The 21,953-nt window shown below is 51.5% G+C and carries 22 protein-coding genes; 20 read left to right on the top strand and 2 right to left on the bottom strand.

Annotated elements, in window-relative coordinates:
- The first annotated feature begins 213 nt into the window (after nt 1-213).
- Nucleotides 214-1,053, top strand: coding sequence for a methyl-accepting chemotaxis protein (locus SCACP_RS17175; protein WP_425058710.1), 840 nt, complete (start codon nt 214-216; stop codon nt 1,051-1,053).
- Between the two features lie 214 nt (nt 1,054-1,267).
- On the opposite strand, the gene SCACP_RS17170 is transcribed toward SCACP_RS17175, so the two are convergent.
- Complete coding sequence (locus SCACP_RS17170; protein ID WP_425058709.1) at nt 1,268-2,317, bottom strand: hypothetical protein; 1,050 nt, start codon at nt 2,315-2,317, stop codon at nt 1,268-1,270.
- Nucleotides 2,318-2,529: 212 nt separating this feature from the next.
- On the opposite strand from SCACP_RS17170, the gene SCACP_RS17165 reads away from it, so the two are divergent.
- The 7 genes from SCACP_RS17165 to SCACP_RS17135 all read left to right on the top strand — a co-directional run bounded on the left by SCACP_RS17165 (nt 2,530) and on the right by SCACP_RS17135 (nt 9,234).
- A complete protein-coding gene (locus tag SCACP_RS17165) occupies nt 2,530-3,555 on the top strand; it encodes a molybdopterin-binding protein (protein WP_425058708.1) in 1,026 nt (341 codons plus the stop codon).
- Nucleotides 3,556-3,676: 121 nt separating this feature from the next.
- Entirely contained in the window at nt 3,677-5,677 is a 2,001-nt protein-coding gene (locus SCACP_RS17160) for an LTA synthase family protein (protein WP_425058707.1), read from the top strand.
- Nucleotides 5,678-5,721: 44 nt separating this feature from the next.
- Complete coding sequence (locus tag SCACP_RS17155) at nt 5,722-6,510, top strand: epoxyqueuosine reductase (protein WP_425058706.1); 789 nt, start codon at nt 5,722-5,724, stop codon at nt 6,508-6,510.
- A 107-nt stretch (nt 6,511-6,617) separates the two neighbouring features.
- Nucleotides 6,618-6,827 (top strand): NAD(P)-binding domain-containing protein, encoded by a 210-nt coding sequence (locus tag SCACP_RS17150; RefSeq protein ID WP_425061434.1) that lies wholly within the window; start codon nt 6,618-6,620, stop codon nt 6,825-6,827.
- A gap of 207 nt (nt 6,828-7,034) precedes the next feature.
- Nucleotides 7,035-7,799: an amino acid ABC transporter substrate-binding protein gene (locus SCACP_RS17145; protein WP_425058705.1), complete on the top strand. Its 765-nt coding sequence runs from the start codon at nt 7,035-7,037 to the stop codon at nt 7,797-7,799.
- An 11-nt stretch (nt 7,800-7,810) separates the two neighbouring features.
- On the top strand, nt 7,811-8,464 hold the full coding sequence (locus tag SCACP_RS17140) for an amino acid ABC transporter permease (RefSeq protein WP_425058704.1): 654 nt from the start codon (nt 7,811-7,813) through the stop codon (nt 8,462-8,464).
- Between the two features lie 11 nt (nt 8,465-8,475).
- Nucleotides 8,476-9,234, top strand: a complete 759-nt coding sequence (locus SCACP_RS17135) for an amino acid ABC transporter ATP-binding protein (RefSeq protein WP_425058703.1) — start codon at nt 8,476-8,478, stop codon at nt 9,232-9,234.
- 109 nt (nt 9,235-9,343) lie between these two features.
- Here the strand turns inward: SCACP_RS17135 and putP are convergent, their stop codons facing one another.
- Complete coding sequence (gene putP, locus SCACP_RS17130; RefSeq protein ID WP_425061433.1) at nt 9,344-10,822, bottom strand: sodium/proline symporter PutP; 1,479 nt, start codon at nt 10,820-10,822, stop codon at nt 9,344-9,346.
- A 259-nt stretch (nt 10,823-11,081) separates the two neighbouring features.
- Between putP and SCACP_RS17125 the strand changes: the two genes are divergently transcribed.
- From SCACP_RS17125 to gluQRS, 12 genes are all read left to right on the top strand, one after another.
- Entirely contained in the window at nt 11,082-11,882 is an 801-nt protein-coding gene (locus tag SCACP_RS17125) for an FAD binding domain-containing protein (RefSeq protein WP_425058702.1), read from the top strand.
- Complete coding sequence (locus SCACP_RS17120) at nt 11,873-12,325, top strand: (2Fe-2S)-binding protein (protein ID WP_425058701.1); 453 nt, start codon at nt 11,873-11,875, stop codon at nt 12,323-12,325. Before SCACP_RS17125 ends, SCACP_RS17120 begins: the two co-directional genes overlap by 10 nt.
- Nucleotides 12,325-14,616 (top strand): xanthine dehydrogenase family protein molybdopterin-binding subunit, encoded by a 2,292-nt coding sequence (locus tag SCACP_RS17115; RefSeq protein ID WP_425058700.1) that lies wholly within the window; start codon nt 12,325-12,327, stop codon nt 14,614-14,616. Before SCACP_RS17120 ends, SCACP_RS17115 begins: the two co-directional genes overlap by 1 nt.
- A 163-nt stretch (nt 14,617-14,779) precedes the next feature.
- Nucleotides 14,780-15,574: a selenium-dependent molybdenum cofactor biosynthesis protein YqeB gene (gene yqeB, locus SCACP_RS17110; protein WP_425058699.1), complete on the top strand. Its 795-nt coding sequence runs from the start codon at nt 14,780-14,782 to the stop codon at nt 15,572-15,574.
- Nucleotides 15,571-16,344, top strand: a complete 774-nt coding sequence (locus tag SCACP_RS17105) for an XdhC family protein (RefSeq protein WP_425058698.1) — start codon at nt 15,571-15,573, stop codon at nt 16,342-16,344. Before yqeB ends, SCACP_RS17105 begins: the two co-directional genes overlap by 4 nt.
- Nucleotides 16,344-16,655 (top strand): XdhC family protein, encoded by a 312-nt coding sequence (locus tag SCACP_RS17100; protein WP_425058697.1) that lies wholly within the window; start codon nt 16,344-16,346, stop codon nt 16,653-16,655. The genes SCACP_RS17105 and SCACP_RS17100 overlap by 1 nt, the downstream gene beginning before the upstream one ends.
- A gap of 1 nt (nt 16,656) precedes the next feature.
- Entirely contained in the window at nt 16,657-17,409 is a 753-nt protein-coding gene (gene yqeC, locus SCACP_RS17095) for a selenium cofactor biosynthesis protein YqeC (RefSeq protein ID WP_425058696.1), read from the top strand.
- Nucleotides 17,406-18,083, top strand: coding sequence for a nucleotidyltransferase family protein (locus SCACP_RS17090; protein ID WP_425058695.1), 678 nt, complete (start codon nt 17,406-17,408; stop codon nt 18,081-18,083). The genes yqeC and SCACP_RS17090 overlap by 4 nt, the downstream gene beginning before the upstream one ends.
- A complete protein-coding gene (locus tag SCACP_RS17085; protein WP_425058694.1) occupies nt 18,067-18,966 on the top strand; it encodes a radical SAM protein in 900 nt (299 codons plus the stop codon). The genes SCACP_RS17090 and SCACP_RS17085 overlap by 17 nt, the downstream gene beginning before the upstream one ends.
- A complete protein-coding gene (uraA, locus tag SCACP_RS17080) occupies nt 18,956-20,275 on the top strand; it encodes a uracil permease (protein WP_425058692.1) in 1,320 nt (439 codons plus the stop codon). The genes SCACP_RS17085 and uraA overlap by 11 nt, the downstream gene beginning before the upstream one ends.
- 75 nt (nt 20,276-20,350) lie before the next feature.
- Nucleotides 20,351-20,947, top strand: coding sequence for a GNAT family N-acetyltransferase (locus SCACP_RS17075; RefSeq protein ID WP_425058691.1), 597 nt, complete (start codon nt 20,351-20,353; stop codon nt 20,945-20,947).
- Between the two features lie 63 nt (nt 20,948-21,010).
- The gene (gluQRS, locus tag SCACP_RS17070) at nt 21,011-21,952 is read left to right on the top strand and encodes a tRNA glutamyl-Q(34) synthetase GluQRS (RefSeq protein WP_425058690.1); all 942 of its coding nucleotides are present in this window, start codon (nt 21,011-21,013) and stop codon (nt 21,950-21,952) included.
- The last annotated feature ends 1 nt before the right edge of the window (nt 21,953 follow it).

Raw genomic sequence — 21,953 nt, 5'->3', positions numbered from 1 at the left:
TTTTGTATGGCGCAGGAAGTTCCACGGGGGATAGGAGGCTTTTTCGTAAATTTAATTTACGTAATATTCCGAAGATAGAATAGTGGAGGAAGAAATGCTATTCAAGTGATCGAAATACAGGCGTATTAAGATGATATTGCATCCTTAATATGGATCTAATGATAAAAGAGGGCTCAAAAGCATGGCGAGAACCGAATTAAGGGGGGATCTGGTTTGTCTCTTACTACGGCCGAAGTTCTGGAAAAGGCCGCGTTAGCCTGTGATTTAGTTTTTGATTTATTCGGTGGTGTAAGTACACTCATACTGATTGATACTGAGAAAGTTCTTAGAATACACGAAGGCCAGTTGAAGCCGGGCCTGAAAAAAGGCGATGTAATGCCGGCTGGAACACTGGCCAGAGAAGCAGTACGGACCGGTAACCGCATAGTCAGGGAGGTTTCATCAAGCCAATCCCAATTCGGCTATGCTTATGTTTCTATGGCTGTACCCATAAAGGCTCCTGATGAAACCGTAATAGGTGCATTGGCTTGGTCCTCGCCTATTGACCAACAGGAAATACTCCGGGATGCTGTGTCGCAGCTCAAAGAAATGTCTATGCATACTGACGTTGCCAGCCGGGAGATTGCCAAGAGCGCCACTGAGCTTGCCGAAGCTGTCAGTGCTCTCGCAGGAAAAACCGAGGAAACCAAAAAAGAAGTGCACACTATTGTCGAGGTCATTGATTTAATCAAGCAAATCGCGAATCAGACCAATCTGCTTGCTTTGAATGCCGCTATTGAAGCCGCTCGGGTCGGCGAGCAGGGAAGAGGATTTGCAGTTGTTGCGGAAGAAGTGCGCAGACTTGCTCAAGGGACAGGCAATAGCGTCAAGGAAATGTCCAGTAAACTGAAACACATTTCCGAGGTGATCGAAATAATCGCCAATCAGGTTGCCAAACTTGATGAGTTTGCCCAGCATCAGGCGGCTGCAACTGAGGAAATAAGCGCTGCGATGAGTGAGATAGGCAGTAGTGCCGAAAAAATACAGTCGGTGGCCAATACTTTGACCAGATAATATTACCCCCCGGGCTCGGCTCCGGGGGGTTTCGGCTTGTTAAAATGCTAAAGGCCGTTGAGCGTAAAAATGATATGTCAGCGCAGGAAAAATTGGTTGCCGGGTTGAAAAATTAAATACAATTCAGGGAGAGTAATTGCAATGTGCAGGTGAGAGAAGTGTATATTTACATGGACTTTTGTGCACAGTTCATCTCCTGACCGCGGGCTTTTTACTACCGGCTGCCAATGGTATAAGTGTTAAGCGTAGTGCCGTTTTGGTCAATAAATCTAATGTTAATTGGATCATCAAAGCTTAGAGACCAGCGGTCAATGGGGATAATCTCATTGGTTTGGGTGGGGGCCAGGAGAGTGTTGGCTGCCGGGCTTTTGGTCCGGATAGTAACTGTAAGGTCATTGCCGGTTTGAACAACTTTTTCAATGCCGATACCGTAGCCTTTGGCGGCAACTGAACCAATGTAAGCATATAATACAATTTGCCGGTCAAAATTAACATGGCCCGCCTTGTCGATAATAATCCCGGGGACCCCGGCAGTATCGGCAGGCTTATAAAGCAGTACGCCGACCTGCATATCACCGGGGTAAGCGCCTTCCTGCCATGTCCAGCCGGAATACTCGTCATTACTGTACAGCGTCCGTTGGCCGGCTACGACTGGTGACAGGGCGGTAGCCGACAATGTCCGGTAGCCGTACAGGCTGGCCGGGCGGTAGGTAGCCGGGTAAACGCCGTTGCCGATGCCGCGGACAGTAGTAATAACCCAAGTGCCATCGCTTCTTTCTAAATCGACCTTAAACGTTTGGCCGCCGGTTCTCACTTCGACAATAGCTTTACTGCCGGTTACCGATAATAAAGTAAACTTGTCATTATAAGCGTCAAAGCCGAAAGTACTGGCATTATCTCTTACCACATCAACCGGGTTATCTCTACCGATAAAATCTCTGTCGTGGTATCGCTCTTTATCAGTTGTCCGGTCATCTCTGTTCCCCCGGTTTCGGAAATTTTTTGCATCTAACCTGCCTTTCGGCGGCGAGTCGCTGTCAGGCTTAGCATTCAACTCTTGTGCCGGTGAACCGGATAATGTATTGGGGTCATCTAAAGTGGCGCCTGGGGCCGGATTTGCTACTTCGGTGTTGTCTGCGGCATAAACCCTGGATATGGGGAGGCCGGGCAACAGAGCCGAGGATACAACCGCGGCGCCGGCCAGGGCGGCAACAAGACGTTTGTACTTGCGTCTCACGCTTTTTCTACGGCTTTTGTGCTTCATGTTTTTCTCCTTTCTTCGCCAAGGTTTTTTGTTATTGTTTGCGTAAATGGAATATAAAAACCGCAGCATTTTATGGCTATTAACCAATAAAAATGAGTCGGCGGATAAAATCGACAATTTGTTGCGATCAGGAAACTCAGGCTCGCATAACCTGCGGACATTATGTATAATAATTTTGAATAAGAGGTTATAACAAGCTGGAGGATATTGCTATGGCAATGCGCAAAGTGCGGGTGGAAGACGCGGTTGGCATGGTGCTGGGCCATGAACTGACTAAAATTATTCCCGGTGAATACAAAGGGCCGGCCTTTAAAAAAGGCCATATTATTCAGCCGGAAGATATTGTTCATCTGAAAAATATCGGTAAAGATCATATTTTCTTATTTGAATTGGGGCCTGACGAGCTTCACGAAAATCAGGCCGCCTTGCGGTTGGCTCAGGCTGTGGCCGGGCCGGGGGTAACGGTTGATGTGCCCAGCGAGGGGCGCGCCAATATTAAGGCAGCCGTTAATGGCGTGCTGGAGATTAACTGTCAAGCCGTTACCGCCATAAATATGACAGGTAATTTGGCGCTGGCTACGCTGCACAACAGGACAATGGTAACTGCCGGGGCGACAGTGGCAGGCGCCAAAATCATCCCGCTGGTAATTGCTGAACAATTAATTTGCCAGGTTGAAACAACAGCCAGACAATATCAACCGGTGATAAGCATAAAGCCTTTGAAAAATAAGCGGGTTGGTGTAATCATTACCGGTAATGAAGTGTTTTACGGCCGCATTACTGACAAATATGCGCCGGTTTTCGCCGGTAAAATTGACAACTACGGCGCAACGCTGCTGGGAATTGTCTGCCAACCTGATGACAGTTCGTTGATTGCCGCCAGTATTTTGGCCTTTAAGCAGCAAGGCGCCGATATAGTGATTGCTGCTGGCGGAATGTCTGTTGACCCTGATGATGTTACCCCTGATGCCATTCGTTCAACCGGTGCCGAGGTTGTTGCTTACGGCGCGCCGGTATTGCCTGGCGCTATGTTTATGTTGGCCGGACTTGATGGCATGGTTATTATGGGTATGCCGGCGTGCGGCATGTATTCGCGGACAACGGTGTTTGACCTGGTGTTTCCCCGCGTGTTGGCTGACATACCTGTCACTAAGGCCGACCTGGCCGCTATGGGTCATGGTGGCTTGTGTTTGTTCTGCAAGGAATGCGTCTATCCCCACTGTCCCTTTGGCAAGTGAAATGTATGGTTGAGCTTTTGCTATGACCGGTAATAAAATATTTTGCCGGAATCAGCAGGATTTTCGCAAAAAAAGTAGAAAGCTTCCGAGGTTTAAATAAAACCTTCGGAAGTTTTTGTTTTTGCGGGGAAAGGAAGGCGATATTATCAAACTTATTAATTGGGAAACTTTTTTTATCAATTTGCAGCAGGACGTAAAGCTATTTATCTTTATTCTCGGGGTGTTCTGCCTGTTTAGAGTAGGTTTTATCGCTGTCATGCACTCTTTTCTCAGCGAGGCAGTGACTATGGAAGATATTGCCGCCGCCTTGTATTATGGTTGCAGGATTAGCTTGAAAAGCGCCGGGTTGATGGTGCTGGTAACCTTTGGGTTTTGCACCTTACTTAATGTCCTCGTCAGGTGGACCAAGCTGAGTAGCATCCGCTTTTATCTGGGGGCGGTATATGTTACCGTACTCAGTTTTTTATTTCAGGCACGGATTCCCTATTACCAGGAATTCCACATGGCCTTTAACCAACTGCTGTTCAATACCTTAAACGATGATGTCACCGCCTTATTCCAGACGGTAGTAAAGCAGTACAACTTGCCGGTCAGGCTGCTGTCGGCCACAGTCACGGCGTTCTTATTATGCAAGGTCCTTAAACGCTGGCTGGCGTCCAAGACCTATAGTTTACCCCGTTTTCCCCATTGGTATCAAAACGTGGCTGTTCGCGTCGCACTGCTTGTTACTATTTATTATCTTGCCATCTTTGTCCGTTTTGGCGGTAGTATGACATATGCTTATAATATTGACTGGGAGAATTCCGGGATAACCAAGGACCAATTGCTCAATGAAGCCATCCTTGATGACGTACAGGCGTTGTACCGGGCTTATGTCCTTCACGAACGGGTTCGTTCGTCTACCGGTCTGGACATGGACCCGGGACGCCTGGCCGACTATGGCGGTTATGTATCCGAGCGCCCGGTGAGTTCAGCCAATGTGGATGATTATTTACGGAAACAGGTGACGACAGGAGCCGCGGCGCCCCCGCGGCAGGTTTTCCTGATTATTGCCGAAAGCTACGCCAACTGGCCGCTGTTACCCCAGTATAAAGACCTTAACATTGCCAACGGTCTCAAGGGCATTATTGCCAAAGACAATGCAGTGTATGTCCCAAACTTTCTGCCTAACGGCATGAGTACTATTTCCGGGGTGATGGGGGTGATTACCGGCCTGGCTGAGGCCAATCTGTACTTAAATTACCTGCCGGAGTCCTATAAAGAGCCTTATAGCACCGCCTTGGCGCCGCAAATGAAACGGCTGGGGTATACTGCCGACTTCTGGTATGCCGGGCCAAGTTCTTGGGAAAAGGTGAAGGATTTTGCTTTGGCCCAAGGGTTTGACGCTTTTTATGGCATGGGAGACTTTGACAGTCAAGCCGGTAACGTATGGGGCTGTGACGACTATTATCTGTATCAGGCGGTACTTGGCCGTGTCCGGGACGACCGGCCGGGTTTCCACGTTATTCTTACCGTATCCAATCATTCTCCATACACTGTAGACCTAAAGAAAGAAGGCTTTGACGAAGCCGTTGTTGCGGCCGGACTGCCGGAAAAACTCCGCGATGATAAGGAATTAATAAAGAAACTGGGTCATTTTTGGTATGCTGACAAGATGCTGGCCCAGTTTGTTGAGGCGGCGCGCCGGCAGTATCCGGACAGCCTGTTTGTCATTATGGGTGATCATGCCGACCGGCTAAATATTGAGACCAACCCGCCGCTGTATGAGCGGTACGCCATTCCGTTTGTCGTTTATGGCAAAGGCATTAGCAAGGAATCTTTACCGGAAAACGTCGCTGGCAGCCATATTAATGTAACACCGACGCTGCTTGAACTCATCGCTCCCCAAGGGTTTGAGTACTATTCCTTAGGGCATAGCTTGACCAAGGGCAATAATTTCGGCATGAATTATGGTTTTTGGATTACTCCCGGCCATATCGGCAATGCCGATAACGATTACACCGAAGTTCACGGGGCCCCTGGCCTTGCGCCGCCTGACCGGGACAAAATCCGGCAGGAGATTGACTCCATGCGCGCCATTTCCTGGTGGCGGATAAAGTACGGAAAAAGTTTAAAAATATGATATACTAACATCTGGATAATAAGGATACGGGAGGGGAAGACACTTTGGATATTCAAACAATATCACAGGCCATGACCCGCTTTCTTAATGAAACGCCGCTTAATGCCGCCGCCGACATTGGCTTGGCCAAGATTTATGACCGGCCGCTGGTCGGGGTGGCCAGTGCTCAGGATGCTCTGTTTCATGAGCTTAAAGAGGAACATGTTGTCGGGTCTGACCACTTGACACCTGCTGAGTGGTTGTCTACAGCCAAATCGGTTATATCCTACTTTCTGCCCTTTGCCAAAGAGGTGCGGGAAGCCAACAGGCAAGGGGACTTGCCGGCCCGGGAATGGCTCTATGCCCGGATCGAAGGCGAAATGGTCAATAACGCTTTGCGCCAATTTCTGGTGCGGTTTTTTGAACAATCAGATTTTCAGGCCGTATCGCCTGGGCTTGAGCCGCGGTTTACCGTAGTGAACGGCAAAAGCAACTGGTCGGAACGGCATATCGCCTATATTGCCGGGTTAGGGACTTTTAGCCTGAACAGGTCGCTTATTACCCCGGCGGGAGCCGCAGGCCGCCTGGGCAGTGTAATCGTCAGCCTGGAACTGGCGCCAACGCCCCGTAGATACCAAACCTATGATGAATACTGTACCAAGTGTGGGGGCTGTATCAAGCGTTGCCCGCCGCAGGCTATTGATGACAGCGGCAAAAATAATGCCGTGTGCGCCAGATATCTTGACGGCACCAAGGCGCGGTTTAAGCCCCGCTATGGCTGCGGCAAGTGCCAGACAGGCGTACCGTGTGAACAGGGTGTGCCGCAACCATCATTTAAAATCTCCGGCAACTAGGTCTTACAGTACGGTGACTTTACTGTCGCCAATCACGAAGAACACTAAATGTTTGCCGGAACGCATCATGGGTTAATCGGACTCGCGGTTATGGGGAAAACCTAGCCCTGAATATTGCGGATAAAGGATTTTCCATTGCCGTATATAACCGGACTGTAGCAAAAGTGACCAAATTTGTTAATCAGCAGGCAGCCGGACTGCCGGTCGGCGGCGCAAGGTCGATGGCTGAGTTTACCGCCATGCTGAAAAGACCGCGCGCCGGGGACTTTTCATTTCGACTGGTATTAAGCCGGTTCCTTATGTTTGATCAAGGTTAACATTGACCTTGCTAAGCGAGTCTCGTGCGTGAGACTGGCTTTTGTCTCTGGAAAAAGAACAAATACTGTGAATTTGGCTGTAAATCCAAGAATTATAGTACAAAATACAGGCCTTTTGCGCAAATGCCCCTTTTTATTGCTTCCCCGTTTTAATATGTTAAAGTAAAATAAGGGTGTAGATTTTAAGGAGTGGAGGAGGAATGAGCCATGAAAAAATTAGTAGCAGCCATGTTAGTGTTGCTGCTGGCCGGTATGCTGGTCGCCGGCTGCGGCGGGACTGACAAGAAAAAGATTGTAGTCGGTCTGGATGATAATTTTCCCCCGATGGGTTTTCGCGATGATAAAAATAATATTGTAGGCTTTGATGTAGATTTAGCTAAAGAAGCTGCGAAACGACTGGGTATGGAAGTTGAATTCAAACCCATTGACTGGAACAGCAAGGAAGCTGAACTGAACAGCAAGCGGGTTGATGTATTGTGGAATGGTCTGACTATTACCGAAAAGCGCAAAGAGAATATTTCGTTTACCAAACCTTATATGGAAAACCGGCAAATCATCGTGGTCGCGGCTAACTCGCCTGTTAAAACCAAAGCTGACCTGGCCGGCAAGGTCGTAGGGGTGCAAGAAGGCAGCAGCAGTGTGGAAGCTGTGGAAAAGGACGCCGCAGTCCTGAAATCGTTTAAGGAACTTAAAAAGTTCGGCGACAATGTAGCGGCCCTTATGGACTTAAAGGCCGGACGCCTGGATGCTGTAGTTGTTGATGAAATTGTCGGACGCTATTACATAGCCAAAAAGCCGGGCGAATACACCATACTGGCTGACAACTTCGGTTCGGAGGAATATGGTGTAGGTCTGCGCCAAGATGATAAAGAACTTTTAAGCAAATTGCAGAAGGTCATGGACGAAATGAAGAAAGACGGCACTTCAGCCAAGATTTCCCGGCAATGGTTTGGTGAAGATATTGTAAAGTAAGGAACGGGTAAATGGATTATATTATTGGGATTTTGCCTCTGCTGCTGGAAGGCACGGTAATAACGCTGCAGATGTTCTTTATTACTATTGTCCTGTCGTTGCCGCTGGGACTGTTACTGGCTTTGGCCCGCATTTCCCGGTTCAAGACGCTGAGCGGGGCGGTTGGGGTGTATATCTGGTTATTCCGGGGAACGCCGCTCATGTTGCAACTCTTGTTCGTCTATTTCGGCCTGCCGTTTGTACCGTACATCGGGGTGCGGCTGCCTGATTTTCCGGCTGCCGTGCTGGCCTTCGTACTAAACTATGCCGCTTATTTTGCCGAGATTTTCCGCGCCGGTGTCCAATCTATTGACCGCGGTCAGTATGAAGGCGCCAAAGCGCTGGGTATGACTTATGTCCAGACAATGCGCCGCATTATCCTGCCGCAGGTGGTTAAACGGGTACTGCCGCCTGTGAGCAACGAGACCATTACGCTGGTCAAAGACACGTCGCTCATTTATGTGCTGGCCATGAATGATTTGCTCAGGACAACCCGGGCCATTGTGCAGCGGGATTTTAACACTACGCCGTTTATCGTGGCGGCCGTGTTTTATCTGATAATGACGCTGGCGCTGACCTGGCTATTCCAAAAACTCGAACAGCGGTATGCCGTATATGACGAGTAGGAGTAAAACACATGAACATGATTAAGGCTATTGATATTCATAAGAACTTTAATAATCTGGCAGTGTTAAAAGGTATCTCGCTGGAAATCAACAAAGGGGAAGTAGTAGCCATTATCGGTCCGTCCGGTTCTGGCAAAAGCACCTTTCTCCGCTGCCTCAACCGGTTGGAAACCATTGACCGGGGAACCATCCAGATTGAAGGCGACCTATTGGCTACTACCGGCCCGGACGGAAAAATCCATTACGCCACCGAGGCCGAGGCGCGGCACATTTGCCGCCGGATAGGCATGGTATTTCAACAGTTTAATCTTTTTCCCCATCTCACCGTGCTGGAAAATATCATTGAAGCGCCGCTGGTCGTGAAAGGGGTCAAGCCGGACGATATTGTGCCACAGGCCGAAGAACTGCTGCGTAAGGTGGGACTGGCGGAAAAACGGGACAGCTATCCTTCCCGGCTGTCAGGCGGTCAGAAGCAGCGGGTGGCTATCGCCCGGGCGTTGGCCATGAATCCTGATATAATGCTGTTTGACGAGCCAACTTCGGCGCTTGACCCTGAACTGACAGGCGAAGTGCTCAAAGCAATGCGCCGACTGGCTGAAGAGCATATGACCATGCTGGTAGTGACCCATGAGATGGCGTTTGCGCGGGAAGTAGCCAACCGGGTCATCTTCATGGATAACGGGGAGATTATTGAACAGGGACCGCCTGATGTTTTCTTTAGTTCACCTGCTCATCCCCGGACAAAAGCTTTCTTAAATAGGGTGCTGTAAATAAAATCATCATTCCGGTGACCGTATGATAGTGAAAATTAAATGACTCGAAAAAATAGGCAGGCCTGAAGGGTAAATTCAGACCTGCCTATGTATTATTACCGGATAGCTATATGTCGCTATGATTAACCTGTTCAAATTCGGCAAGTATTTCCTGGGAAGGCGGGGTGTCGAGAATACTTACAAGATATATTGCAATACAAGAGAGGATGAAGCCTGGCACAATTTCGTATAGCCCCCAAAGCGCCAACTGCTTCCAGACAAGTACTGTAATGCCGCCGACAATAATTCCTGCCAAAGCGCCGTTACGAGTCATGCGTTTCCAAAACAGCGACATGATGAGCGCCGGGCCAAAGGCCGCGCCAAAGCCGGCCCAGGCGTAGGCTACCATATCCAGGATAAAGTTGTTGGGGTCAAGCCCTATCAGTATCGCAATGACTGCAACAAAAACAACTGTCAGACGGCTGACCCAAACCAGTTCTTTCTCGCCGGCGTCTTTGCGGATTAAGGCTTTGTAAAAATCCTGGGATACGGCCGACGATGTTACCAGGAGCTGAGACGAGGCTGTACTCATGATGGCTGCTAATACTGCGCAGAGAATCAATCCGGCAAAAAAGCTGGAGAAAATATCGTGTGTCATGATCAGAAACACTGTTTCGACGGCAGAACCTTCCAGCGGCTGCTGTAAAAATACCCGGCCGACCATTCCCACCAGAACGGCTGCTGACAGTGACAGCACTACCCAGGTCATGGCAATTCGGGTGGCCTGCTTAATTTCGGAAGATGAGCGGATGGCCATAAACCGTACTAAAATGTGCGGTTGGCCGAAGTAGCCAAGCCCCCAGGCCATAAGCGAGATAATGGCGATTAGCGACAGCGGTTTGCCGGCAGTAGTGGTGAGCGGGTTAAACATTTCGGCATTGAGGGTTGCCAGCGCCGATGCGGTAGCGGCAGGGCCGCCCATCAGGAAGGCTGCTGTTATGGGTACGGCCAGAATGGCAAAAAACATCATAACCCCCTGCACAAAGTCTGTCCAGCACACGGCCAGGAAGCCACCCATAAAGGTATAAGAGACTACGACAAACGCGCCCAGCACCATGGCGGCAACATAGGGCAAGCCAAAAACGGCATGAAACAATTTGCCGCCGGCCACAAACCCGGATGAGGTATAAATCAGGAAAAAGATAAGGATGAAAATGGCTGAAATAATTCTTAGGATTTGCGAGGTGTCCCGGAACCGGTTTTGAAAATAATCAGGCATGGTCAGCGAGTCATTGGCAATCTGGGTATACTGTCTCAGCCGTGTGGCGATAAACGCCCAGTTTACCCATGTTCCCAGAATCAGGCCCAAGGCAATCCAGCCGGCTTCCAAACCTGCTGTATATGCGTATCCTGGCAGCCCCATCAGCATCCAGCCGCTCATATCTGAGGCTTCGGCGCTCATGGAGGTTACCCATGCGCCCAACTGGCGGCCACCCAATATGTAATCAGACATATTTTGTTCTTTGCGCCAATAATAGACGCCAATGCCCATCATGGCCAACAGATAAATTACGAAGGCGGCTAATAGTCCGGTGTTACTTTCTATCACTTATATATTCCCCCTTTCTTGCACTATGTAAAATTATAGCGTCAAAACGCATAAATGTGCAATAGGTAAGGACTTACAAATAAAAAGTATACAATAGACAGGATTTCATATAATGTACAAAAAAAGATAAAAACGTGTATAGGCTGTTTGCGTTTGCACAAAGCGCTGGCCATACTTTTCAACTTTACAGGCGTATGCTATAATTCGAACTATAATATAAAAAATAACCCGAACGTTCGACAATGGAGGATGGAAATTGTTCATATTAAATAATGTGGCGCAACCGGATACGCTTCACGATGCATACAGAATATTGACCGAGAAAAAGAGCAATACCGTACTTGGTGGTTGCGCCTATCTGCGGATGGGCTCGCAAATCATTCACACCGGGGTGGATTTATCTAAATTAGGCTTACATTACATTAAGGAAGCTGATGATTGTATCGAAATGGGCGCTATGGCAACATTGCGCGATGTTGAAACCAATCCAGCCTTGTTCAAATATTTTAATGGCGTTTTGCCTAAAGCTGTCGGCAGTATTATCGGCGTGCAGTTCCGTAATGTTGTAACTGTTGGCGCATCCGTATTTTCGCGTTATGGCTTTTCTGATTTTATTACGGCGCTCATGGCGCTTGATACCGAAGTCGAACTGTATCACGGCGGGCGGATGACTTTGCCCCGGTTTATGGACCGGCGGCGGGCCAAAGACATTTTAACCAAAGTTATTGTTCATAAAACCAACCGCCAGGCTGCGTACCAGGCGCTGCGCAATTCAAAGAGCGATTATCCCATTCTCACTGTAGCCGTGTCCCGCCTGGAAGATGACTGGAAAATTGCTGTAGGCGCCAGACCTACCAGAGCCAGACTCGCCGTTCAGGCAGCTAAGAGGCTTGTTACCGGTGGTACTGTGACGTCTGACGTTATCGGTCAGGCAGCACAAATAGCGGCTGAAGAATTGCCTTTTGGCACAAATATGCGCGGTTCGGCTGAATACCGGCGGGCCATGTGCCATGTACTGGTTAAGCGGGCCATAGCGGAGGTAGCAGCGTGCAAATAAAAGTCATAATTAATAACCGGCCGGTTACCCTTGATGTTAAGCCTGATGACTTTTTGGTGGATACCTTGCGAAAACAAGGATTGTACAGTGTCAGGAGAGGCTGTGATACAGCATGCTGCGGCCTGTGCACTGTGTGGCTTGACGGCCGGCCGACCTTATCCTGTTCGACATTATCGTTCCGGGCTCATGGCAAAACGGTAACCACCATTGAAGGGGTGCGTACCGAGGCTGAAGAATTTGCCCGGTTTATGGCCGCCGAGGGCGCTGACCAGTGCGGCTATTGCAGCCCTGGTTTTATCATGACGGTGCTGGCCATGAAAAATGAACTTTCCAATCCTACCGACGCTGACATCAACCACTACTTGACAGGCAACTTGTGCCGGTGCACCGGCTATCAGGGGCAGCTCCGGGCAGTCAAGAAGTATCTGGGGGTAGGGTCTTAATGAAATATATAGGTAAGGCAATTGCCAAAACTGACGCTATCGCTATCAGTACCGGCCAGCCGGTATATACCGAAGACCTGGCTGCGCCCAACGCGCTGGTGGTAAAAATCCTGCACAGCCCGCACGCCTTTGCCCGGATTAAGTCGATTGATACGGCCAAAGCCCGGGCTCTTCAGGGTGTGGCATGTATTCTTACCCATAAAGATGTGCCGCAAGTCCGGTTTACCCTTGCCGGGCAGTCTTATCCTGAACCGTCGCCGTATGACCGGCTGATTCTCGATCCGGTAGTCAGGTATGTCGGCGATGAAGTGGCGATTATTGCTGCCGCTGATGAGCGAACAGCCAACGCTGCCATGAAACTCATCAAGGTGGAGTACGAGGTGTTTGAGCCGGTGCTTGATTTTGAACAAGCCATTGGCCATTCGTCAGTCATTCACGCTGAAGCTGACCTGCACTGCAATTTCGACATTGGCATGGATGCCTCCAGAAACATCTGCACTTCCCACAAGATCGAAGTCGGCGATGTTGAACAGGAATTAAAAAACTGCGATATTGTCCTTGAGGAAACTTATTATACCCAGGCGCAGGCCCATGCCATGATGGAAACCTACCGGGCGTTCAGCTACCTTGACCATACCGGCCGGCTGGTTGTCATGAGTTCAACGCAAATTCCGTTCCACGTCCGGCGGCAACTGGCTCGGGCGCTGGGACTGCCGGCCAGTAAAATCCGGGTTATTAAGCCGCGTATTGGCGGCGGTTTCGGCGGCAAACAGACCGGCGCTGTTGAAGTGTTCGCCGCCCTTGTAACGCTCAGGACAGGGCAACCGGCCCGGATTATCTATGACCGCACTGAAACGTTCAGTGCGACCACCAGTCGTCATGCTATGCGTATTAAAGTCCGGTTAGGGGCTGACAAAGATGGTTTTATCAGGGCTCTTGACATCGAAGGCCTGGCCGACACGGGCGCGTATGGTGAACATGCACCTACCGTTTTCGCCGTATGCGGTGATAAAACGCTGCCATTATATAACAAAACCCGGGCTGTCAGGTATCACGGTCATGCCGTATATACCAATAAAATGCCGGCAGGTGCGTTGCGCGGCTATGGCGCTACCCAGGGTACGTTTGCCCTTGAATCAACTGTCAACAAGCTGGCCGAAAAACTTAGCATGGACCCGGCGGAGCTGAGACTTAAAAACTTAATCAAAGAAGGCGAAACCTGCCTTGTTTATAATGGCAAAATTCTTGGCAGTTCAGCGCTTGACCGCTGTATTGAACAGGGCAAAAAATTGATCGGCTGGAACGAAAAGTATCCCCGGCGGGAACTGGCGAACGGTAAAGTGCGGGCTGTGGGTATGGCAGTTACCATGCAGGGCTCGGGTATTGCCGGTATTGACACAGCTTCGGCGGAAATCCGCCTCAACGATGATGGCAACTACACGCTGCTGATCGGTTCAACCGACATGGGGACAGGCAGTGACACCGTCCTGGCCCAGGTGGCGGCAGAAGTATTGGAGACCTCCCTGGATCATATTATTGTTCATGCCGCCGATACCGATATTTCGCCCTATGATCCTGGTTCTTACGCGTCAAGTACGGCTTATGTCACCGGTATGGCTGTCGCTCAGGCCTGTGAGGATTTACGCCGGCAAATTATCAGCCATGCCGCCAAATTTTTACAAGCCGCTCCCGAACAAGTTGAATTTAACGGTGAGATCATCTCGGCGGTTGACAGTGGTAAGTCGATTAGTCTGGCCAAACTGGCTGAACTCATGGTACTCGGCGCCGGCAACAGGCAGCTTGTCGGCACTGCCACTTACGGCTCCCCGGTATCGCCGCCGCCGTTTATTGCCGGCTTTGCCGAGGTTGAAGCCGACCCCGAAACCGGCAAAATTGACCTTATTAATTATGTAGCTGTTGTTGACTGCGGTACCGTGCTTAATGCCAATCTGGCGCGTATTCAGGTAGAAGGCGGCATAGCCCAAGGGATTGGCATGGCTATGTTCGAAGATGTCCGCTATGATGAACGGGGCCGTATGCAGACCAACAACTTTATGCAGTATAAAATTCCCTGCCGGCAAGATGTCGGCAACATTACCGTAGCGTTTGAAGCCAGCTATGAACCGACCGGCCCGTTTGGCGCCAAATCGATTGGCGAGGTGGTTATCAACACGCCGCCGCCGGCAATTGCCCATGCCGTGTACAACGCTGTCGGCGTTAGCATCACAAGTTTGCCGATAACGCCCGAAAAAGTTTTCATGGCAAAGCAAAGCCTGAAAAAAACGCAATAACGCAAGGCCTGACCCGCTGCTTGCGGTACTGATAAACCAACCCAAGCTGCTGTCGGCAAGCAGGAATACATTGGCTAATTAGCGAAAAAATAAAGGCGACAGCCATAGTGGCTGCCGCCTTTATCACATTATCAGCAGAATTTAGCAAATAGTTGTGGAGAATATGATGAATAAGCTAGTTGTTATTAAAGGCGGGGGTGATATTGCTACCGGTATTGCCCACCGTCTGTACCAGAGCAGAATTAAAGTAGTAATTACCGAATTGCCGCAGCCGACAGTAGTGCGCCGGACAGTTGCGTTTGCCCGGGCGGTTGTGGACGGTGAGGCCGTGGTTGAGGGAGTAACGGCGCGGCTGGCGGCGCCGGCCCAGGTGCCGGAGGTGCTGGCTGATGGTTGTATTCCCGTAATTGTTGACGCTGCCGCCCAATGTGTTCAGGTATTCAAGCCACAGGCCATGGTGGACGCCACTATGGCCAAATGTAATACCGGGACCAAACTGACCGACGCCCCGGTGGTCATCGGTGTAGGCCCCGGATTTACGGCCGGAACGGATGTTCACGCCGTCATTGAGACAATGCGCGGCCATGACTTGGGCCGGGTTATTTATCAAGGGACAGCCATTGCCAACACCGGCATTCCTGGTGAAATAGGCGGCTATACGCTGGAACGGTTGATCAGGGCGCCGCAGGCCGGGGTGTTTACCGCCTGCCGGACTATCGGTGATATAGTAGCTGCCGGTGAAATTGTCGGCCATGTGGATACCACCCCGGTTAACGTGGCCATTGCCGGGGTGCTGCGCGGCCTCATTCAGGACGGACTTACCGTGGCCGCCGGTCTGAAAATTGGTGATGTTGACCCGCGCTGCCGCCGGGAGCATTGTTTTACCATTTCGGACAAAGCCCGGGCCGTTGGCGGCGGGGTGCTGGAAGCATTACTCCACTTGGGGGTTAAAATATGAACACTGATATTTTTACGCGGCTCAGGGAACTGGGTGAACAGGGCCGGGCTGCCGATATCCTAACCCTTGTCGGGGCGCCGGCCGGTCAGGCCGGGCTGTTGGGACAAATGCTGATTATTAGCGGCGGTCAGGCGGAAGGACAACTTATTGATCAAGCATTTACCTGTTTAATTATTGAAAAAGCAGCCAATGATGAATGGAACAGACCTGTGCTCATGGAATTTGATTACGCCGGCGGGCACTACCGGGTATTTTGGGACAAGCTTTCCCGGCAGCGGTCAGCCCTGGTGTTGGGGGCCGGTCATGTCAGTCAGCCGCTGGTTGAGATGCTGGCGCTTATCGGCTATACTGTCACCGTTGTCGACGACCGTCCGGATTTTGCCAATACTGTCCGCTTCCCTCACGCCGGGCAAGTCATTTGCCAGGACTTTCGCCGGGCGCTTACCGAACTAAATCTGGCAGGCTTTGGGGCCATTATTATTGTGACCCGGGGCCACCGCTCGGATATGGAGTGCCTGCGGGCCGTTATTGCTCAGCCTGCCCGGTATATTGGTATGATTGGCAGCCAGAGGCGGGTCAAAATTGTAATGAATACTTTGGCCGAACAAGGTGTCGACCGTCTGGCTTTAGCCCGCTTGAGAGCACCCATCGGTCTTGATATTGGCGCCGAAACGCCGGCAGAAATTGCTCTCAGCATTGCTGCCGAAATCGTGGCTGTCAGCCGGAACGGCAGTTGTCAGCCGCTTAGCGACAAGTGGAGGTGTAAATAATGGACGATAGTATGGTGGCCGTCATTTGCGCCGTCCGGCAGGCCGGCGGCAAAGCGGCGCTGGTTACCATTATTGCCACACGGGGATCAACCCCCCGCAAAGCCGGGGCCAAAATGCTTATTTACCCTGACGGGCGGATTTTTGGTACAATCGGCGGCGGTTGCGCTGAAGCCGAGGTCAGGCTGCAAGCGCTCAGGGCGTTGGATGAAAACGCGTCGTTTAGCTATAAGGTATCAATGTTAGGCGAGACGGCGGCCAACGAAGGCATGGCCTGTGGTGGTGTGATGGAAGTATTCATTCAGGTGGTGTAATATGCTGACAAACGCGTTAGGTATAAGTCAGCCGGGTGTTGTTGCCTGTGTTGGCGCCGGGGGGAAGACCTCGCTGCTTCAATCACTGGCCGGTTGCGCCGGTGAGCGACGGCAGCCTGTCATAGTTACTTCGACGACTAAAATGTACTGCAGTCAAGTGGCCGGCTATACTCTGGTGTTGTCTGACAGTGATGCAGCCGGGGCAATGGGGGTAGTGCAGGCGTTGGCGACAGGTAAAACGGTAGCATGGTTTAGCCGGCAGGACGGTGACAAGGTAGTAGGGGTGCCGCCGGTTTGGGTTGACAAGCTGGCTGGCAGCGCTCCCCACGCCTGGATACTGGTTGAAGCCGACGGTGCGCGGGGGCGGCTGCTCAAAGCCCCGGCACCCCATGAGCCGGTTGTGCCTGCCGGTACCCATTTCACGGTGGGCGTGTTAAATTTGGCGGTCATTGGCCGGCCCCTTTCTCCTGCCAATACCCACCGGTTGGCGCTGGTAGCAAAGATCATCAATAAACAAGCCGGCGAGCTTGTTGAATGGCGCGACCTGGCCTGTTTGGCCGTGCATGAACAGGGTATTTTTCAATATGCCCGGGGGACCAAAATATTGCTCTTGGCCGGAGGCGGGGAAGTACCCAAGGGAGTGGCCCGGCGCCTTGCCGGGTATGCTAACTTAGCCGGGGCCGGGATCGCCCGGCTGGTTGTGACCGCAGGTTACGGCCGCTTGATGCGGCCTGTTGAGGTGTATGAGCTATGAATCCTAAAATCGGCGCGGTAATTCTGGCAGCCGGGACAGCCAGCCGCATGGGCCGGCAGAAACTGCTGCTGCCTTTATCCGGCAAGCCGCTGCTGGCACATGTACTTAATGTTGTGCACGGCATGTCGTGGGCCGATTGTGTTGCCGTGATTGGCGAGCCCCAGGACGAACTGGCACAATTATGCGGTCAATATAATATTCGCACCGTCTATAATGCGGCGCGGCACAGCGGGCAGGCGTCATCCATCGTTTTGGCCATGAACAGTTTATCGAACCGGTTAGATGGTGTTATATTTTTTTTAGGCGATCAGCCATTGATATCGCCGGCACTCATCTTGGCGCTTACCGGCAGGTACCGGCAGGCGGCAAGCAACAAGGCAATTATTGTGCCCTGCCGCCAGGGACGGCGGTACAGTCCGGTGCTGTTCGGCAGCCACTGGCGGCCCGGTTTGGCCGCCTTGGCCGGTGATACCGGCGGGCGGCAAATCATCAAGGAAAATCCCGGGAGAGTGATCAGTGTCGATTGGCCTGATCCGCGACCGTTTTACGATGCCGACACCTGGGACGACTATTTAATGTTGCAACATTGTTTGTCCGCTCGGCATTCCTCAATGCCGTTGCCGCTCAGGCCAGAAAATATAGGGAAAAGTAGAGGCGATGATTTTGTATTTTGATAATGCCGAAGGTCCGGTTTTTCGTCCGCCAAGTGAAGCCTACAGCTTTATTCTGCGGGTGACGGTGGGATGTTCACACAATAAATGTACCTATTGCAATATGTACCGTTCTGTTAAGTTTCGTGTCCGGCCCATGGATGAAATCATGGCTCAGATTAATGCCGCCAAACGGTATGGGCAACAAATCCGCCGGATATTTTTGGCCGACGGTAATGCCCTGGTACTCTCGACAGATAAGCTGCTTAACATTCTCGGTGTGCTGCGCGCTGAATTTCCCCGTCTGCAGCGCGTGTCCTGCTATGCCGGGCCTAAAGACATGCTCAACAAAACGCCGGCTGAACTGGCTGCCTTGCGCGACGCCGGTCTGGGGTTGGTCTATTTCGGCCTGGAGTCAGGCGATGACGCCGTACTCACCCATGTCAACAAAGGCGTTAGTGCGGCTGAAGCCATTGCGGCCGGTCGGCGGATGGTGGCTGCCGGCATCAAGCTATCGGTTATGGTAATTGCCGGTTTGGGCGGCAAAGACGGCTCCAGCCGGCATGCTTATAACACGGCCATGGCCGTTAACGCCATTCGTCCCAATATGCTAAGTGCTCTTACGCTCATGTTATACCGCGGCTGTGAGCTATTGCACGAATTTGAGCGCGGCCGGTTTCTGCCCTTATCTCCGGCGGAAATTATGGGCGAACTCTATGAAATGGTCCGGGCGATTGAACTGCCGCCAGACAGCCACTGTCTGTTCAGAAGCAATCACATCTCCAACCATGTTGCTTTGGCCGCCACCCTGCCTAAAGATAAAGAACAACTGCTCCAAGATATTGCGGCAGCTCAGGCCCAATTGGCCAATCTGACCGATTGGGACCCCTATAATAATGTTGAATAAAGATGAACGATACTACGGAGCATCAAGGAGGATTTTTGTGAGACGCACGATTCAGGTTGAAGAAAGGCTGCCGGTGCTTGAGACATTACCGCTCAGTCTGCAGCACTTATTTGCCATGTTTGGCGCAACCGTGCTTGTGCCCATCCTGTTTAAGGTAAACCCGGCGACAGTGCTGTTGTGGAATGGTATTGGCACTCTGCTGTACATTTTTATCACTAAAGGAAAAATTCCCGCCTATTTAGGATCAAGTTTTGCCTTTTTATCGCCGGTGTTTTTGGTGCTGCCCCAGTATGGCTACGGCGCCGCGCTTGGCGGGTTTATTGCCGCCGGCCTGATTTTTACTGTTGTAGCCTTAAGCATCAGCGCAGTTGGCACTGACTGGATTGATGTCGTTTTTCCTCCGGCGGCCATGGGAGCCATTGTTGCCGTTATCGGCCTCGAATTGGCGCCTGTGGCGGCTGATATGGCGGGTTTGACAGCCAAAACGCCTGATGCCAAAACCATAACTGTAGCGTTGTTTACCCTTGCCGTCATCGTATTTGGATCCATTATATTCCGGGGTTTTCTCGCAGTTATTCCCATACTTATCGGCATTATCGCCGGCTACGGCTTGGCGCTGGCCTTGGGCATGGTGGATCTGACACCTGTTGCCGCCACCCCCTGGTTGGCACTGCCGGACTTTTATACTCCCGAATTCAATCTGCAGGCCATTGTTCTCATTGTGCCGGCGGCGTTCGTGGTCATTGCCGAGCACATCGGCCACTTGGTGGTCACTGGCAATATTATCGGGCGTGACCTGGCTGTTTCGCCAGGCTTACACCGCTCTCTACTGGGGAACGGTTTATCGACCTTGTTGTCGGGTTTTTTCGGTTCGACTCCTAATACCACTTACGGCGAAAACATTGGCGTTATGGCGCTAACCAGGGTGTACAGCGTATGGGTAATCGGCTGTGCCGCCATACTGGCCATAATCTTGTCATTTGTCGGTAAACTGGCAGCAGCCATTCAGAGCATTCCCAGTCCGGTCATGGGGGGAGTATCGCTCTTACTATTTGGCGTGATTGCTGCGTCCGGTATCCGGATGTTACTGGAGGCCAAAGTTGACTATAGTGTGCCGCGAAACTTGATTTTGACCTCTGTTGTCCTTATTATCGGTGTTAGCGGGGCGCAATTGACATTTGGCTCGGTTACGCTAAAAGGTATGGCGCTGGCTACGATGATAGCCATGATCCTGGGATTGGCATTTAAGGTATTGGACAAACTGGGGCTTACCCGTGATGCTGGCGAACAGCAACCGGGAAAAGAGTAATTACTGCTGCTGGCAGGAATTTACTCGTATAGGGGGAACTATACATTACAGGCAAAAACGGGGGAGGTTTCAATCATGACCAGCGATTTTCGGATTGAACGGCTGCAAGGAGCGGCTGCTCACAAATATTTGCCGGAGGTAGCTAAACTAAGGATTACTGTTTTTCGGGAATATCCCTATTTGTATGATGGTGATCTCGATTATGAGGAAAAATATCTTAAGACCTATACTGATTCGCCAGGCAGTGTTATTGTTGCCGTCTTTGCCGGGGACAAAATTGTCGGTGCGGCTACCGGCTTGCCCATGACTGATGCTGACCATGCCGTGAGAGAGGCTTTTAGCAACAGAGGCTACAATCTGGCAGACTGGTTTTATCATGGCGAATCTGTGCTGCTGCCTGAGTACCGGGGATGTGGCATCGGGGTGGAATTTTTCCGTCAGCGTGAAACTCATGCCCGGGAGCTGGGCGGTATGACTTATGCAACCTTCTGTGGTGTGTACCGGCCTGATGACCACCCGCTCAAGCCTGACGGTTATGTGCCGCTGCACGCCTTTTGGCGTAATCGCGGGTATCAGCCCCTCCCCGGCGTCAGGTGTTATTTTACCTGGAAAGAAATCGGAGAAAGTGAAGAAAGTCCGAAACCGCTTGATTTTTGGTATAAGCAATTGTAAGGAACTCATACGGCAGTCGGCGAATGCAAAGGCGAAGGTAAATAAGGAGGAACATATCAGGTTATGCAAATCATGCGGGGGCGGTTTGCCCCTAGCCCGACGGGAGAAATTCATCTTGGCAACGCCTGGACGGCGTTGCTTTCCTGGTTGCAAGTGCGGTCAGCCGGCGGGACCATGGTGCTCAGAATTGAAGATCTTGACCCTGACCGTTCGCGTCCGGCCTACATCGCGGGGTTGATGTCCGACATGAAGTGGCTGGGCCTGGACTGGGACGAGGGGCCGGATGTCGGCGGTCGGTATGCGCCCTACACTCAGGGACAACGGCGGGAACTATATCAAGCGGCGCTTGACCGCCTGGCGGCAGCCGGGCTGGTTTATCCCTGTTATTGTACGCGGGCTGAATTGGCCGCCTCAGCACCGCACGCGGGTGATAATGAACGTATTTATCCCGGCACTTGCCGTCAGCGACAGGGGGATGCCGCCCGCAAGGCTGCCAGGCAGCCGGCGCTCCGGCTGGCCGTGCCGCCCGGTGAAATAGCATTTACAGACCTGCATTACGGCCCGGTTGTACAGGACGTCAGCCGGGAAGTCGGTGATTTTATTGTGCGCCGTTCGGACGGGGTCCACGCCTATCAACTGGCCGTAGTTGTTGATGACGCCGCCATGGGGATTACTCATGTGCTTAGAGGCCAAGACCTCTTAAGCTCAACACCGCGTCAACTGTTGTTATACCGGTTGCTCCAAATGAACGCCCCGGCTTTTACCCATGTGCCGCTCTTGATTGATGCCGCAGGCAACCGGCTGTCCAAGCGCCAACAAGGCCTGGCGCTTGCCGCCCTCAGGGCTAAGGGCGTACGGCCTGAAGCAATTATCGGCTATCTTGCTTTTAAAGCCGGGCTGATTGATGTATGCCAGCCGGTCAAGGCTGTTGAACTGATCAGTTGCTTTGATGCTGCCAAGTTACCGCAAGATAATGTTATTGTCGACAGTAGGCTCCCAATGTAAT

The organism is Sporomusaceae bacterium ACPt, from assembly GCA_041428575.1.
Classification (GTDB): domain Bacteria; phylum Bacillota; class Negativicutes; order Sporomusales; family Sporomusaceae; genus Sporomusa_D; species Sporomusa_D carbonis.
Note: the sequence above shows the minus strand (reverse complement) of the source record. Positions and strands in the feature narration are given on the sequence as shown.

What these genes read in the sequence shown, in the direction of transcription:
- SCACP_RS17075 (WP_425058691.1), top strand. Translation starts at nt 20,351, where the DNA reads ATGACCAGCGATTTTCGGATTGAACGGCTGCAAGGAGCGGCTGCTCAC.
- SCACP_RS17085 (WP_425058694.1), top strand. Translation starts at nt 18,067, where the DNA reads ATGATTTTGTATTTTGATAATGCCGAAGGTCCGGTTTTTCGTCCGCCA.
- yqeC (WP_425058696.1), top strand. Translation starts at nt 16,657, where the DNA reads ATGCTGACAAACGCGTTAGGTATAAGTCAGCCGGGTGTTGTTGCCTGT.
- yqeB (WP_425058699.1), top strand. Translation starts at nt 14,780, where the DNA reads ATGATGAATAAGCTAGTTGTTATTAAAGGCGGGGGTGATATTGCTACC.
- gluQRS (WP_425058690.1), top strand. Translation starts at nt 21,011, where the DNA reads ATGCAAATCATGCGGGGGCGGTTTGCCCCTAGCCCGACGGGAGAAATT.
- SCACP_RS17105 (WP_425058698.1), top strand. Translation starts at nt 15,571, where the DNA reads ATGAACACTGATATTTTTACGCGGCTCAGGGAACTGGGTGAACAGGGC.
- SCACP_RS17090 (WP_425058695.1), top strand. Translation starts at nt 17,406, where the DNA reads ATGAATCCTAAAATCGGCGCGGTAATTCTGGCAGCCGGGACAGCCAGC.
- uraA (WP_425058692.1), top strand. Translation starts at nt 18,956, where the DNA reads ATGTTGAATAAAGATGAACGATACTACGGAGCATCAAGGAGGATTTTT.
- SCACP_RS17135 (WP_425058703.1), top strand. Translation starts at nt 8,476, where the DNA reads ATGAACATGATTAAGGCTATTGATATTCATAAGAACTTTAATAATCTG.
- SCACP_RS17140 (WP_425058704.1), top strand. Translation starts at nt 7,811, where the DNA reads ATGGATTATATTATTGGGATTTTGCCTCTGCTGCTGGAAGGCACGGTA.
- SCACP_RS17115 (WP_425058700.1), top strand. Translation starts at nt 12,325, where the DNA reads ATGAAATATATAGGTAAGGCAATTGCCAAAACTGACGCTATCGCTATC.
- SCACP_RS17165 (WP_425058708.1), top strand. Translation starts at nt 2,530, where the DNA reads ATGGCAATGCGCAAAGTGCGGGTGGAAGACGCGGTTGGCATGGTGCTG.
- SCACP_RS17170 (WP_425058709.1), bottom strand. Translation starts at nt 2,317, where the DNA reads ATGAAGCACAAAAGCCGTAGAAAAAGCGTGAGACGCAAGTACAAACGT.
- SCACP_RS17145 (WP_425058705.1), top strand. Translation starts at nt 7,035, where the DNA reads ATGAAAAAATTAGTAGCAGCCATGTTAGTGTTGCTGCTGGCCGGTATG.
- SCACP_RS17100 (WP_425058697.1), top strand. Translation starts at nt 16,344, where the DNA reads ATGGACGATAGTATGGTGGCCGTCATTTGCGCCGTCCGGCAGGCCGGC.